Source organism: Paenibacillus lentus (genome assembly GCF_003931855.1).
Taxonomy (GTDB): domain Bacteria; phylum Bacillota; class Bacilli; order Paenibacillales; family Paenibacillaceae; genus Fontibacillus; species Fontibacillus lentus.
This window is the reverse complement of the sequence record NZ_CP034248.1, coordinates 3,635,199-3,649,299: the sequence shown is the minus strand read 5'-3', so window position 1 is coordinate 3,649,299 and position 14,101 is coordinate 3,635,199. Positions and strand designations below refer to the sequence as shown.

The 14,101-nt window shown below is 44.7% G+C and carries 11 protein-coding genes and 3 pseudogenes; 11 read left to right on the top strand and 3 right to left on the bottom strand.

Features of this window, described 5'->3' with window-relative positions:
• Positions 1-129: 129 nt before the first annotated feature.
• Together EIM92_RS16450 and EIM92_RS16445 are read left to right on the top strand one after the other, a co-directional pair.
• A complete protein-coding gene (locus tag EIM92_RS16450; protein WP_246021020.1) occupies positions 130-1,341 on the top strand; it encodes an MFS transporter in 1,212 nt (403 codons plus the stop codon).
• Between the two features lie 32 nt (positions 1,342-1,373).
• Positions 1,374-2,177: a Cof-type HAD-IIB family hydrolase gene (locus tag EIM92_RS16445; RefSeq protein ID WP_125083567.1), complete on the top strand. Its 804-nt coding sequence runs from the start codon at positions 1,374-1,376 to the stop codon at positions 2,175-2,177.
• A 38-nt stretch (positions 2,178-2,215) separates the two neighbouring features.
• Here the strand turns inward: EIM92_RS16445 and EIM92_RS16440 are convergent, their stop codons facing one another.
• Positions 2,216-2,890 (bottom strand): SOS response-associated peptidase, encoded by a 675-nt coding sequence (locus EIM92_RS16440; RefSeq protein ID WP_125083566.1) that lies wholly within the window; start codon positions 2,888-2,890, stop codon positions 2,216-2,218.
• A 153-nt stretch (positions 2,891-3,043) separates the two neighbouring features.
• Here EIM92_RS16440 and EIM92_RS16435 point away from each other — a divergent pair, with 153 nt between their 5' ends.
• From EIM92_RS16435 to EIM92_RS16415, 5 genes are all read left to right on the top strand, one after another.
• Positions 3,044-3,565: a GNAT family N-acetyltransferase gene (locus EIM92_RS16435; protein WP_125083565.1), complete on the top strand. Its 522-nt coding sequence runs from the start codon at positions 3,044-3,046 to the stop codon at positions 3,563-3,565.
• A gap of 90 nt (positions 3,566-3,655) precedes the next feature.
• Positions 3,656-4,903 (top strand): MFS transporter, encoded by a 1,248-nt coding sequence (locus EIM92_RS16430; RefSeq protein ID WP_125083564.1) that lies wholly within the window; start codon positions 3,656-3,658, stop codon positions 4,901-4,903.
• The gene (locus EIM92_RS16425; protein WP_125083563.1) at positions 4,900-5,100 is read left to right on the top strand and encodes a hypothetical protein; all 201 of its coding nucleotides are present in this window, start codon (positions 4,900-4,902) and stop codon (positions 5,098-5,100) included. Before EIM92_RS16430 ends, EIM92_RS16425 begins: the two co-directional genes overlap by 4 nt.
• A 37-nt stretch (positions 5,101-5,137) precedes the next feature.
• Entirely contained in the window at positions 5,138-7,555 is a 2,418-nt protein-coding gene (locus EIM92_RS16420; RefSeq protein ID WP_125083562.1) for a glycoside hydrolase family 16 protein, read from the top strand.
• Positions 7,556-8,320: 765 nt separating this feature from the next.
• Complete coding sequence (locus EIM92_RS16415) at positions 8,321-8,977, top strand: transcriptional regulator (RefSeq protein WP_125083561.1); 657 nt, start codon at positions 8,321-8,323, stop codon at positions 8,975-8,977.
• 589 nt (positions 8,978-9,566) lie between these two features.
• Here EIM92_RS16415 and EIM92_RS16410 read toward each other — a convergent pair.
• The gene (locus EIM92_RS16410) at positions 9,567-11,060 is read right to left on the bottom strand and encodes an amidase (protein ID WP_125083560.1); all 1,494 of its coding nucleotides are present in this window, start codon (positions 11,058-11,060) and stop codon (positions 9,567-9,569) included.
• A 174-nt stretch (positions 11,061-11,234) separates the two neighbouring features.
• Here EIM92_RS16410 and EIM92_RS16405 point away from each other — a divergent pair.
• From EIM92_RS16405 to EIM92_RS16390, 4 genes and pseudogenes are all read left to right on the top strand, one after another.
• Positions 11,235-11,420, top strand: a pseudogene (locus EIM92_RS16405) (hypothetical protein); the annotation flags it as partial.
• A pseudogene (locus tag EIM92_RS16400) lies at positions 11,418-11,528 on the top strand (DNA-binding transcriptional regulator); the annotation flags it as partial. The pseudogenes EIM92_RS16405 and EIM92_RS16400, both read left to right, overlap by 3 nt.
• 76 nt (positions 11,529-11,604) lie before the next feature.
• A complete protein-coding gene (locus EIM92_RS16395) occupies positions 11,605-12,237 on the top strand; it encodes a type 1 glutamine amidotransferase family protein (protein ID WP_125083559.1) in 633 nt (210 codons plus the stop codon).
• A gap of 249 nt (positions 12,238-12,486) precedes the next feature.
• A pseudogene (locus EIM92_RS16390) lies at positions 12,487-12,968 on the top strand (glycosyltransferase); the annotation flags it as partial.
• A gap of 11 nt (positions 12,969-12,979) precedes the next feature.
• Here the strand turns inward: EIM92_RS16390 and EIM92_RS16385 are convergent.
• Positions 12,980-14,065: a GntR family transcriptional regulator gene (locus EIM92_RS16385; protein ID WP_125083558.1), complete on the bottom strand. Its 1,086-nt coding sequence runs from the start codon at positions 14,063-14,065 to the stop codon at positions 12,980-12,982.
• Positions 14,066-14,101: the final 36 nt, after the last annotated feature.

Genomic DNA, 14,101 nt, shown 5'->3' with positions numbered 1-14,101 from the left:
GGGTATTTTCATTACATATCTTGACAAAGAAAAACACCTGCCGCATACTAAATAAATAATCTTTATAAAGTATATTTCTAAGGTCTGATATTGAAGGAATATTCATTGACGATGGAGGAAGGTGTTTACTTGGCTACTTGGTTTTTAATTATTATTTATTTGGCATTTATAAGCCTTGGGCTTCCGGACTCTCTGCTTGGATCAGCATGGCCCGTGATATGGCCAGACATTGGATCTTCATTCGGAGCTGCAGGAATTGTATCCATGATTATAGCGGGGGGAACTATAGTCTCAAGCTTGGTAAGCGGGAGCATGATTCAACGGTGGGGCACAGGCAACATCACCTTGTTCAGCTGCATTCTGACTGCTGGAGCACTGCTTGGTTTTTCTGTGGCGCCCTCCATGCTTTGGTTTGTTATTCTGGCCATTCCGCTCGGTCTTGGTGCAGGTGCTGTAGATGCGGCTTTGAATCACTATGTTGCGGAAAACTATAAGGCTCATCACATGAATTGGTTACACTGCTTCTGGGGTGTAGGAGCAACGATGGGGCCAATCATTATGTCAACTTATATCGCCAATCAAAACTCCTGGCGAGGTGGCTATGCTGCAGTTGCCATCATTCAGTTTTCACTCGTTTTAATTTTACTTGCTACGCTTCCTTTGTGGAAACGGGTCGCTGCAGCTCGAAAACTTGAGCATTCCAAAAATGATGAGCTTGTACAAGGCGACCAATTGCAGGCGGAGACGATGGCCAAAGTTAATGTCCTTCGTATTAAAGGCGTCAAGCCAACCCTAATTGCCTTTTTATTCTATTGCGGGGTGGAGGCTACGGTAGGGTTGTGGGGAGCCAGTTACTTGGTCGGGGCAAGAAGCATTACCGCAGAAACAGCTGCGGGGTGGATCTCACTATACTATGGCGGTATAACAGTGGGCAGGTTGATTACCGGGTTTATTACGCTGAAAGTTTCTAATCGTTTGCTAATCCGTTACGGCCAGGTGATAAGTGTTGTGGGCGGAGTTCTTCTCCTGCTTCCGCTACCGATTTCGTTTTCTCTAACGGGGTTCATATTGATCGGACTCGGCTTGGCGCCCATTTATCCCGGGCTGTTGCATGAAACACCGTCTAGGTTTGGCAGAGAGAATTCAGCAAAACTTATGGGTTATCAGATGGCTGTTGCCTACACAGGAACCACATTGCTGCCTCCAGCATTTGGACTCCTTGCTACACAAACGAGCCTAACTTTGTTTCCGCTGGTTGTGATTGCTTTGCTTGCTTTCATGTTACTGAGTGCGGAGAGAGTTAACTTTATTTTGAACAAACACTCGAAAGCGGATCTTTAGAAGATTTGCAGGGATCAATTAGGGGGATTAACATGATTAAACTCGTCGTGACAGATTTGGACGGAACTTTTTTAAACAATCAGGGATCATTTGATATTGAACTGTTTAACCAGGTATATAAGGAAATGCAGAAAAAAGGGATTACGTTTGTTGCATGTACGGGGAAACAATGCGAAAGAGTTGAGAAGCTATTTGGCGAGCATGGGAAAGGCATGTGGATTCTAGGAGATAGCGCGGCCAAAATTAAGAAAGATGGGGAGGTTATTAGGGAGTTTACCATTCATAGAGAACTGGCGCAGAAATCTATAGAGCTAATTGATTCTTTCGATCCGGATATGACAATTATCGCTTGTACCAGCGATGCGGCCTATATACGAACTTCGATTAGTGATGAGTTATTTACGGTTGTCAAAGGCTCCTATGAAAAAGTCGTTAAAATCGATTCTTTTAAACAAATGGATAGTGATTTCATTAAAATTACGGTCTATGATCCAGAGGGACGAAGTACTGATTTGAGAAAGCATGTGGAAAATACACTACTGGGGCAAATCTATATTGTCGATTCTGAACCAAGATGGCTGGACATTACGTCGTATAACACCCATAAGGGCGAAACCGTTAAAAAGCTCCAGGAAATGCTGGGCGTAACCTACGATGAAACGATGTCTTTTGGAGACGGAGAAAACGATGTGGAGCTAATGAGTATTGCGAAATACAGCTTTGCAGTCAGCAATGCGTGCGAGAATACAAAGAAGGCAGCGAGTTTTATTACCAAATCCAATGAAGAGAATGGGGTATTGCTAACTATTCAAAAGATGATAGATCTGCAGGAATGAAGATGATTTAAAAAACTTCACTCCGGGCGCTGGGGACTTCAGCGCTTTACCCACGCCCGGCTTAAATCCATTTCCCGAATACATTCATCCGTGTCATGCCTGTTGTTATCGATCAACGGCGTCACGGCATACGCATGCATCTCTTCTGCCGAATGGGGCCGTAGAATTGGATCGAGAGCATCGAGATCGTTCGTCTGCTCATCGAGCCACCGAGCCATGTTCTCCGGGGAAAGAATCGCTGGCATTCGGCTCTCGAATTCCCCAATCAGCGGATTGGCTTCCGTCATGACCAAGGTGCAGGTGCGAAGGGGTTCCCCGCGTGCATCCCGCCATACTTCATATAGTCCGGCGACTCCAAACATACTCCGGTTTTTCATGACCACCCGTACGGGATACGATCTTTTTCCTTCCTGTTTCCAATAATAAAATCCATTGCATGGAATGACGCACCGCTGCTTGTCCACCATTTTACGATAGGTCGGATTCTGATGCACATTTCTGAGATCCGCGTTGATTGCATCTTTTCCCCAATAAGGAATGAAGCCCCAGCGAAACTCATCCAAAATCCGCTCCCCGTTCTGTTGCAGGACAACAGGCATATTTTGCGTCGGGCTAATATTATAACGGTTTTTATAGTAGTACATGACCCGTTCAATATGAAAATGCTCCCGAACCTCTGACAGCTCGGCCGCCATGGAAAAACGTTGACACATATAAGCATCAGCCTCCTCATAAGCGTAGTGTTTGTTATAGGAGGAAAGTTATTCATGCTTCCGGCGAGATCTGAATGAAGTGTGAAATGATACTTGAATGAAAGGGAGTATAATAGAGGTATAAGAACAGGCTAGATAAGGGAGAATTTTATCATGAACGACAAACAGTTTGAACATATTTTCGCGTTGATGGAAGCCTCATTTCCAACAAGTGAACGAAGAAGTTACGCCGGACAGAAGGAACTGCTGGCCGATCCGCATTACCGTCTCATTACGGAAACAAACAGTAATAACCAAGTGATCGCGTTTATGGCAGTATGGGAGTTTCCTTCTTTTCGGTTCATCGAACATATTGCTGTTGATCCAAACACGCGTGGGAGCGGTATTGGTGGTAAAATCATGGCGTCATATATTGAAGAGTCGTCCAAGCCCATCCTGTTGGAGGTGGAATATCCTGACACTGACATTGCAGAACGGAGAATAGGCTTTTATGAGCGCTTAGGTTTCCGGCTCAATCCATTTGACTATGTGCAGCCGCCTCTTCAGGAAGGCGAGACATATTTACCGCTGATAATTATGAGCTATCCACAAATTCTCTCAGAAGAGGAGTTCGCCCATCGAAAAGAAATCTTGTATACAAACGTGTATAGGGTTACTGAACTGCCGTGTCAATGATGTTTCGCAAAAAATTTAAAATACAGTGCTGGCCAAAAAAGAATCGGTGATAAAGTCAAATCATCAAGTCGAGGGTAAGGGGTTTGAATAATGCTACAAACCGAAAGTAACAGGAAAGATCATTGGAGGAGGAATATCTTTCTCTTTTTAGGCAGCCAGACCATCTCACTATTCGGCTCATCTTTAGTGCAATATTCTATAATGTGGCACATTACGCTGACGAAACAATCAGGGATCATGATGACGCTATATATTCTATGCGGATTTATACCTACGTTCCTGCTATCGCCATTTGCTGGTGTTTGGGCCGATCGCTTTAACCGAAAATTGCTTATTATGCTGGCGGATGCGATGATCGCTGCCGTTACGCTATTTCTGGCCATTATGTTTTTACTAGGCTACCAAGCGACATGGCTGCTGTTTATCATCGCAGCCGTGCGAGCACTCGGGGCAGGCATTCAGACCCCCGCAGTGGGAGCGATATTGCCGCAAATCGTGCCGCAAGACAAGCTAACGAAAGTAAACGGCATCAACGGAAGCCTGCAAGCGATCACTATGTTCATAGCGCCTATTGTCAGTGCGGCTTTGCTCACAATCGCAACGATTGAAATGATTTTTCTAATCGACGTCGTTACAGCGGCAATGGCTATCTTCACATTGTTGGTGTTCCTCAAAATTCCGAAGCATCAAAAGGCCTCGGAAGGGCAAATGACAGGCTATCTGGATGATTTCAAACAGGGCTTGGTATATATCGAACAGCATCCCTTTTTAAAATCATTTTTTGTTTTTTTCGCCTTTTTCTTCGTACTCATGGCCCCGGCTGCCTTTTTGACTCCACTACAGGTTGCGCGCAGCTTCGGTGACGATGTATGGCGCTTAACTGCAATTGAAATCGCGTTTTCCGTTGGCATGATGGCCGGAGGGGGAATTATTGCGTCATGGGGCGGCTTCAAAAATAAAGTGTATACCATGGCTATAGCCAGCTTCGTGATGGCGCTGTCCTCATTGGCGCTCGGCATTGTGCCTGTTTTCTGGATATACTTAGCCATTATGGCAGTATTCGGAGTGGCGATGCCTATCTTTAATACACCAACGACCGTTATGCTGCAGGAGAAGGTGGATGAGAACTATTTAGGCCGGATATTTGGCGTTTTTGGGATGATCTCAACTTCCATGATGCCCATCGGGATGTTGATCTTCGGACCGCTAGCCGATGTGATGAAGATAGAGTGGCTGTTAATCGGAACCGGAATGCTCATGCTTGTGCTGACTACTTTTTTTATTCGCAATAAGCGATTGGTTGAAGCGGGCATGCCGCTGCGGGAAGATATTCAATGAGATCCATCAAGGATAATGCTTATCCCTCAGACCTTACTCAAGTCGTCGGGGTTACATCTCTCAATACGGGAGACTGTAACCCTTGTAAAGGAGCCGAAATATTGGGACATGATCCTAAATACGGCACCTATCCAACAGAATGGGAATTCGATAAAATAAAGACACTCTCGCTGCAAGCGCTTTCTTATAGGCGCTAAGGCTGGGTACATCTACTATAGATAAGGGAGTGTATTTATGAAAGGATCTCACACGACGGAGAGGCGGTATTTGCAGAAGGGAATAAGTTTGTTCTTAGCGATCGTCATGCTCGCTACTGTTGGATTATGGTCAACTGCAAAGGTTCAGGCTGCCGAAACAGCGGTTACCTCTATGGAATACTTTTCAGCAGCAGATGGACCTGTCATCTCCAAATCAGGGGTAGGACAAGCCAGTTATGGTTTCGTCATGCCCATATTTAATGGAGGGGCCGCCAGTTGGAATGATGTTGCTCATGACGTGGGCGTTAATGTGAAAGTGAACGGCAGCTGGGTTGACATTGACAGTGTAAGCAGCTTTATTTATAACCAGAACTGGGGGCACTGGAGCGACGGAGGTTTTACCGGTTATTGGTTCACCCTCTCTGCAACGACTGAGGTTCAGCTGTACTCCAAAACGAATGGGATTACATTGGAATACATGCTTGAGTTTCAGAACATCAACAAAACTACAATTACAGCGATGACCCCTACTCAAGGGCCGGAGATTACAGCAGGCTTTACGGGTGGCGCAGGTTTTACTTATCCAACGTTTAATAACGACCCGGCCATTACGTATGAAGCTGTCGCGGATGATCTGAAGGTCTACGTAAAGCCTGTAAACAGTAGTACATGGATCGATATCGATAATAATGCAGCGAGCGGCTGGATTTATGATCAAAACTTTGGTCAATTTACCGAAGGTGGCGGCGGCTACTGGTTTAATGTAACGGAGTCAATTCACGTCAAATTGGAATCGAAGACCTCTTTGGTTAACGTTGTATATACCATCAACTTTAATGAGGTCATAAGGAATTCATATGTTATTACTCCTTATGAAGGAACGACCTTTACGGCAGACACGAGCGGTGCGATCGGCATCCCGTTGCCTAAGATTGACGGAGGCGCGCCAATCCGCACAGAGCTAGATAATTTCGTGTACGAGATTAGCATTAATGGGCAATGGGTTAACTTGGGAGATTCGGGTCAGAGCGGGTTTTCATATTCCGCAAATGGTTATAACAACATGTCTGATAAGAATCAATGGGGATACTGGGCTGACTACATTTATGGATTATGGTTCCAGCCGATCCAGGAGGATATTCAACTTCGTATCGGCTATCCGTTGAACGGGCAGAAGGGCGGAAGCATTGGCAATAATTATGTGAACTATACATTCATCGGCAATCCGAATGCCCCTCGTCCAGATGTAAGTGATCATGAGGATATTGCCATTGGAACGCCAAGCAACCCAGCGATTGCGGGCATGGATCTGATCTGGCAAGATGAATTTAATGGAACAGCGCTTGATATGAGCAAGTGGAACTACGAGCAAGGCTATTACCTCAATGATGATCCTGGTACATGGGGGTGGGGCAATGCGGAACTGCAGCACTATACCGACAGTCCAGAAAATGTGTTCGTACAGGACGGGAAGCTGAATCTCCGGGCTCTGAACGATCACAAGTCTTTCCCGCAGGATCCAAACCGGTATGCGCAATACTCATCCGGCAAAGTTAACACGAAGGATCATTTTAACCTGAAATATGGCCGAGTCGACTTCCGCGCAAAGCTGCCTACAGGCAATGGTGTCTGGCCGGCATTGTGGATGCTTCCGCAAGACAGTCCTTACGGGACATGGGCGGCATCCGGTGAGATCGATGTCATGGAAGCGAGAGGACGTTTGCCTGGCATGTCGACCGGTGCCGTACACTTTGGTGGAACATGGCCGGCGAACCAGCATATTTCAGGCGAGTACCATTTCCCAGAAGGGCAGACGATTGATAATGATTTTCATGTATATTCCGTAGTTTGGGAAGAGGACAACATCAAGTGGTATGTGGATGGCAAGTTCTTCTTCAAAGTGACCAATGAACAATGGTATTCGCTAACCGCACCGAACAATCCGAACGCGCCATTCGATCAGCCGTTCTACCTCATTATGAATCTGGCGATCGGCGGAAGTTTTGACGGCGGCATTACCCCGAATCCGTCCGATATTCCTGCGACAATGCAGGTCGATTATGTGCGGGTTTATAAGGAAAACGGAGCTGGGAATCCTGGAAATGGTGATGGAAATGGTACTGGGGATGGTGATGGAAACGGAAATGGAGATGGAAATGCGCCGGATCCATCCACTACCATCATTATCGGCGATGAGGAGCGCGGCCTGAAGAAAACAGGCGATGACTTGCTGTTCTATGTTCATGGCGCTACCTTTGCTGATCTGCACTATAAGGTCAATAGCGGTGTGCAGATGAACGTAGCCATGACTTCAACTGGAAACGGTAATTATAGCTATCCTCTAAATAACCTGCAACAAGGGGATACAGTCGAGTACTCCTTCACCTACAACCCTGGGCAAGGAGCTCTGGACACTCCTTGGTTTACCTATATCCATGGCGTGACTGGTTATTAAGGTAAGGGTGATTATCCCGGATATCTCGCATATCCCAGATTTGTGAATCTATAAAAACTAGCCGTGAAGTATCGGCTAGTTTTTTACTTGCTGCTCTATGAATTGAGTTGTTGTGCTATTATAAAACACCTCTTATTTCTAACGGTTGCCACAGTCGTTAATGCATCGAAAGTGAGTTCTTAGAAATTCTAACGGTTGTATTCCACGTTATTCATTCCAAAATCTTCGGAATATCAGAAAATTGTTGGAATAGCCGCACATACAACCGTTAGATTTCCAAAAAAGTGGTTAATCCGCGAGTTAACAGCGATGGCAATCGTTAGGTAGCATCAACAGTCGAACTGCGGTCGCCTAGATAACATGAACAACCGCGCCGTAGTCGTTGGGTAGCATCCAATAACCGCGCCGTAGTCGTTAGGTGAGACCAAGCGAGTTGTGATCGTTAGGTAGCATCAACAGTCGAACTGCGGTCGCCTAGATAACATGAACAACCGCGCCGTGGTCGTTAGGTAGCATCCAATAACCGTGCCGTGGTCGCTAGGTTTATCTACTTAATATTTTTGATAATAGGAATCCATAGGAATAATAATCGCCCATTTCTGAGTTGGTAAGTGTGGAAAGGGATTGCCTGACGTTGCCTCGGTATAGTACAATGAGTTTAAGTTCACGGTGTGAAGTACATACCGCTTTAATACGATGCAGGAGATGCATAGTCGTATTAGAGCGGTTTTTTCGTTTAGTTAGCTTAATACGAGGGGGGAAGAGATGGGCACGTTGTTTGGTGAAGTTTATGAGAGCTGGTTAGCAAGGCATATAGCCGAAGAGGATAACCCGAGAAGACGTGGACTTTTGAGAAAAGGGTTGAGTCACGGAACGGTGACATTTCTGCGTACGATATGGTTTCCTGTGATTGGCAACTTGAATGATCTGTATCCTGAGTATGAAGTCCGTGATTTTAATAATAGGTACCGTTACCTTGATCTAGCATATATGCCCGGTGGCGCAAAAGGATGCATCGAAATTCACGATTATCGAAGTCACGCCAGGGATGTTGAGGTTGAGCGTTTCAAAGATTTATGCATGAAGCAAGCGATGTTGGTGCTTGACGACTGGTCCTTTTTACCAATTGCCTTCTTGTCCATTCGAGACGATCCTGGAATGTGCAAGCAGTTAGTACTATCTTTCGTCGGAAAGTTTTTATCGATAGATGTAAAGTTAGGTTTGAACTGGGCGGAAAAAGAAACCTTACGGTATGCACGCAGATTGATGCGCGTATTTGAAGCTCGGGAGCTATCCGCTCATCTAGCTCTGTCAGAGAGTCGCACTAGAGTTATTCTACGTTCGCTTGTGGCTAAGAATTTGCTTACAGTTGCTAGTGGAAATTTGAGATACCGAACTTATCGTTTAAGCAAGGATCTCTAACGATTGTCACAGTCGTTAATGCATCGAAAGTGTGCCCTTAAGAAATCTAACGGTCGTAGTCCGCGTTATTTATGCTAAAATCTTCGAAATATCAGAAAATTGTTAGAATAGCCGCATATACAACCATTAGATTTCTAAACAGTGGTTAATCCGCGAGTTAACAGCGATAGCAATCGTTAGGTAACATCAGTAGTCGAACTGTAGTTGCTAGGTAACATGAACAATCGATCTACGGTCGCCAGGTAACTATCAATAATCGTGCTGCGGTCGCAAGGTAACATCAGCAGTCGAACTGCAATTGCTAGGTAACATGAACAATCGATCTACGGTCGCTAGGTAACATCAACAACCGCGCTGCGGTCGCCAGGTAACTATCAATAATCGTGCTGCGGTCGCAAGGTAACATCAGCAGTCGAACTGCGATTGCTAGGTAACATGAACAATCGATCTACGGTCGCAAGGTAACATCAGCAGTCGAGCTGCAGTTGCTAGGTAGCATGAACAATCGAGCTGCTGTCGCTAGGTAGCACCACTACCAGGCAGCACTCGTTAAGTAACACCACTGCCTGGTAGCAATGGTTAACAAACATCAATGGTTTTGGCTAGAAGTTTGTTCTCTGATCCACAAAGGAGATTTTTCTAAAACATGAGCAAGTGAGAGCAAATCATGTTCCCGTCCCTTGGAAGACATAATTTGTACCCCTAAAGGCAATCCTGTCTCGGTGAGAAAGATCGGAACGCTCATGGCCGGCGTACCTGTCAGATTTGCCAACTGAGTGAACGGGGTATAGGTCAGACTTGGCTCAAACATTTCATAAATCAATTCTTGTTGCTTTTCTTTTGAAAGTTCGCTTACAGCAAGTAAATGCTGAACCTGTTCGGGACCAGGCGTAAGTTCGCCGACAGGAGGGGCTGGAAAAGCGGTCGCTGGTGAAATATAAAAATCGTACGTTTCAAAAATTGTGTTCATTTGGGCAGCAGCTACATCCCACGCCGTCAGACTGCGTGCATATTCAGCAGCTGACAGCTTGCGTCCAGCTTCAAGCAGTACCCAGCCTTCAATTTCGATATCCTCAGATGTAATCGCTCTTCCCAGTGAGCGCTCGATGTCAACCACCATAGCTGCCATTTCGCCGCTATTCATCATGTAGTAATTTTCCATAAGATGTACACCGTCGACGGGACTTAATTTCTCTTCGACCAAGTGGCCTTCCGCTTCAAGATGCTTCACTAATCGAAGCACAGCTTGTTTGGCCTCGTTACTAACCTCAGTTCCTACAGGAGAGTCGGTGGTGTAGGCAAAACGATAGATTATATCCTTAGTCCGATATATATCTTCGAGATAGCTTCCCGGGTATAATGGAACCTGAAATGCTGCTTCATTCTGCAGTATCTGGAGCACATCAAGCAGAGCTGCGCTGTCTCTGACCGTCTTGGATAAAGCAAAATCGATCGAGGCACCCTGCCATTGTCTGCCGACACCGGGACCTACCGGAGTACGGCCGCGTGTTGGCTTCAGACCAAATAGACCGCTGAAGGAAGCCGGTATCCGAATAGACCCGCCGCCGTCACTTGCACCTGCCAGCGGAACCATGCCGGAAGCGACGGCTGCCGCGGAACCTCCGCTAGATCCTCCGGAAGAATGGAGAGGATTCCAGGGGTTACGCGTCGGGCCGTACAATTGCGGCTCAGTAATATTTTTCAGTCCGAACTCAGGGGTGTTGGTATGCCCGATGGGAATAAACCCAGCTTTTCGAAGCTTGGCGACAAAATGAGAATCCGATTTGGCTTTATAATGCTGGAAGAGCCGGGAACCGGAGGTCAGAGGTTCACCACCGATGGCTTGGGATATATCTTTTAATAATATAGGTACTCCCGCAAAAGGCTGCTCATCGATATTGACTTGTCCTGCTTCTTCTATGGCAGCTTCGTAACGGGTGTGTACGACCGCATTGAATTCAGGATTATGCAAATTGATTTGTTCAATGGCAGCATGTATGAGCTCGCTGGGCGAAACCTCTTTCTCACGGACTAATTGAGCGAGCCCTACAGCGTCATATGAAGAATAAGGGAATAAAGACATTTAAAACTCTCCTTTCTAACTCTTCATTATATTCATCAATGAAGACCGCATTAAGCCAATTTTAACTTAAGAAGCCTATTTAGAACAATTTCGGCCTCACAACACTCTTCATAGCAGCTACACAGACTTCTCATTCCGTGTGTAAGCTTGTGTAAGCTAAGCGATTAGCCCAAAGAGGAGCTGGAGCAGCTCCTGTACGGCAAGGCAAGGAAAGTGAGGATGGATTTCTCCGGGAAAGCAACGAATATTACAGTGGAAGGCGTCATCGAAAAGTTTACTAACAAATACATCAATCAGGATGTAAAAACGAAATCCGAGCGGACACAAAAAGCGGTTGCACCGTACATTTCTGAGGAACCTTATTTACTTTTACCGTACAATAAATCTATTCAAGTTATTGAGCCAAAAGATTTAAAGAAAAGACTTATTGAAATTCTGTCGGAATTAATAAAATTTCATCAAGTATGATAACTTCCCTGACATTAGCTGTCAGGGAAGTTATTTTATAATTGGCTGTATCAATTGTGATTGGGAGTGTTATTGGATGCAAACAAAAAAGGTTTATCTCTATGTATTTAACACCATGTCAGACTGGGAATATGGATACTTAATTGCTGAACTAAACACAGGAAGATATTTTAAAAAAGATATATCCTCTTTAAAAGTAGTTACAGTAGGAGCTAATAAAGAAATGATTACTACGATGGGGGGACTGAACATAAAACCCGATATATCCCTTGATGAGTGTACTCTCGAGAGTAAAGATCTTTTAGTTTTACCTGGAGGGAATACTTGGGGAGAAGTTATTCATCAACCCATCTTGAAAAAAATTGGTGAAGCTTTAAAGCTCGGTACTATTGTTGCTGCAATTTGTGGTGCAACCACGGCGCTTGCGAATACGGGATACCTAGATTTTAGAAGGCATACAAGCAATAACTTGGAGTATATTAAAACGGTTTGTCCTAATTATAGAGGAGAAAAATTTTATGAAATGGAACCTGCGGTATCTGGTGAGAATTTAGTTACTGCATCAGGAGTAGCTCCTCTGGAATTTGCGATGGAGGTGCTGAAAAAATTAGATGTATTTGCACCAGATACACTACATGCCTGGTATAATTTAAATAAGACTCACAAACCTGAATACTTCTTTCAGTTAATGAATTCAATAAATAGATGAACTTAAAAAATCAACCTAGCAGTTTTACATTAGTTTAAATAATTACCATGCTTTGATGCCAAAGCATGGTTTTTGTTTATAGTTTTCCGAGTAACTTTCATTTGACTTTAAGTGGGATCGGCAGCCCTTCGCTTTATTGCTTGTGGGATCGATAAACACATGTGAACCTGTATACAATAGGATATTCCAACCATAATAAAACAGTACTACAGCCTGGTTTATTCCACACATACAGAGGAGCAGATGAATTTGAAAAACAAACGACTGCTAACATCGCTGTTAACCTTGGCGCTTGTTTTTGGCATGAGGCCAATAGTATCCGTAAAAGCGAAGGCAGGCGAGGGAAAAGATATAGATTGCATTAGCTCCAAAATGGTGCAGTTGAAAGTCGATATGCAGAAAGTTTGGATTGACCATACGATATGGACAAGAAGCTATATTGTCAGCGCCATATCCGAGCGTCAAGACCAGAAGGACGTGTTGGAGCGTCTATTGCGGAACCAACAGGACATAGGCAATGTGATCAAGCCATATTATGGAGAAGCTGCGGGTAATAAGCTGCCGATTTGCTGAGAGAGCAGATTTTGATCGCAGTAAAAATCGTAGCGGCTGCCAAAGCAGGCAATCAGTCGAATCTGAAAAAGTTAGAGATGGATTGGCATAGAAACGCTGATGATATCGCCAAATTTTTAAGTACAGCGACCCCGAACTGGCAGTTTAAAACGTTGGAAATATGCTATATCTACGTTCTCTTTAATACCGTTTCACCTTCGATTAACTCGGGCTGATAATAAGTATGGTTGGGCAGATCCTTCTTACCTTGCAATTTTTTAATGACCCAATCCGCCGCATCACGTCCCATTTGTTCTTGAGGGTGCGTCAGGGTGGTCAGCTTAATATTCGCGTTTTTGGCGATATAAGAGTTGTCCTGGCCTATTAACGATAATTGTTCCGGAATAGAAATATCAAGCTGTCTGCAAGCATGGATTACCTCCATACCAACCTCATCGTTATAGCAAACGATGGCTGTGAGCATGTCTCTATTTTTGCTCAAGAATTCCTTCAGGTTTGCGGCCAGCGCTTGCTTTGTCTCTGTGTCGAAGGGAAGAACATGCTCTGGATCAAAGCGCAATTTGGCTTCGCTAAGCGCCTTAATATACCCCTTCATTCGATACTTCCCTTGTAAATCATCCATCTTGGCGATAAGTCCAATTTGCGTGTGCCCATTGGAAATGAGTTCTTTCGTAGCCAAATAGCTGGACTGCACATCATTAAGACAAAGGAAAGGCACCTCAATTTCCTCATAAAAGGCATTGATCATAACGAACGGGATATCCTGCTCCTTAAAGGAAAGGTAGTAAGCAATATTCGGATTGTATAGATTGCTTTTTGTAGGTTCAATAATTAAGCCATCTACGCCATAAGACAGCATCATTTCCAGCGCCTTTTTTTCCTGCTCAACATCGTTGTTTGTACTTGCTAATAGCAGCGAATAATTATCCTCGTTCAATCTGCTTTCGATCCCACGGATAATGGAAGGGAAGATGTAGTCAGAAATGTAGGTAGTGATTACGCCGATGGTCTTCTTATGGGAATTCCCGCCGGATTTCGATCGATATTGGTTGCTGACGTAAGTGCCAGATCCTTTCTCGCTTCGCAGAAACCCTTCATTGGATAGTTCTAAAATCGCTTTTCGCACCGTTTGCCTGCTGACTTCATACATAGACTGCATAGCAGATTCTGTAGGAATCTGTTCACCCACACTGAAATCTCCTGCCAGGATTTTGCTTTTTATATCATCAATGATCAATTGGTATTTAGGTTTCATGGTACTCCTTCTTCCACACCTGTTCGTTATTTGTTC

Coding starts and splice junctions, on each gene's coding strand:
- EIM92_RS16385 (WP_125083558.1), bottom strand. CDS start 14,065: ATGAAACCTAAATACCAATTGATCATTGATGATATAAAAAGCAAAATC.
- EIM92_RS16425 (WP_125083563.1), top strand. CDS start 4,900: ATGAGATCCATCAAGGATAATGCTTATCCCTCAGACCTTACTCAAGTC.
- EIM92_RS16430 (WP_125083564.1), top strand. CDS start 3,656: ATGCTACAAACCGAAAGTAACAGGAAAGATCATTGGAGGAGGAATATC.
- EIM92_RS16395 (WP_125083559.1), top strand. CDS start 11,605: ATGCAAACAAAAAAGGTTTATCTCTATGTATTTAACACCATGTCAGAC.
- EIM92_RS16410 (WP_125083560.1), bottom strand. CDS start 11,060: ATGTCTTTATTCCCTTATTCTTCATATGACGCTGTAGGGCTCGCTCAA.
- EIM92_RS16445 (WP_125083567.1), top strand. CDS start 1,374: ATGATTAAACTCGTCGTGACAGATTTGGACGGAACTTTTTTAAACAAT.
- EIM92_RS16440 (WP_125083566.1), bottom strand. CDS start 2,890: ATGTGTCAACGTTTTTCCATGGCGGCCGAGCTGTCAGAGGTTCGGGAG.
- EIM92_RS16420 (WP_125083562.1), top strand. CDS start 5,138: ATGAAAGGATCTCACACGACGGAGAGGCGGTATTTGCAGAAGGGAATA.
- EIM92_RS16435 (WP_125083565.1), top strand. CDS start 3,044: ATGAACGACAAACAGTTTGAACATATTTTCGCGTTGATGGAAGCCTCA.
- EIM92_RS16415 (WP_125083561.1), top strand. CDS start 8,321: ATGGGCACGTTGTTTGGTGAAGTTTATGAGAGCTGGTTAGCAAGGCAT.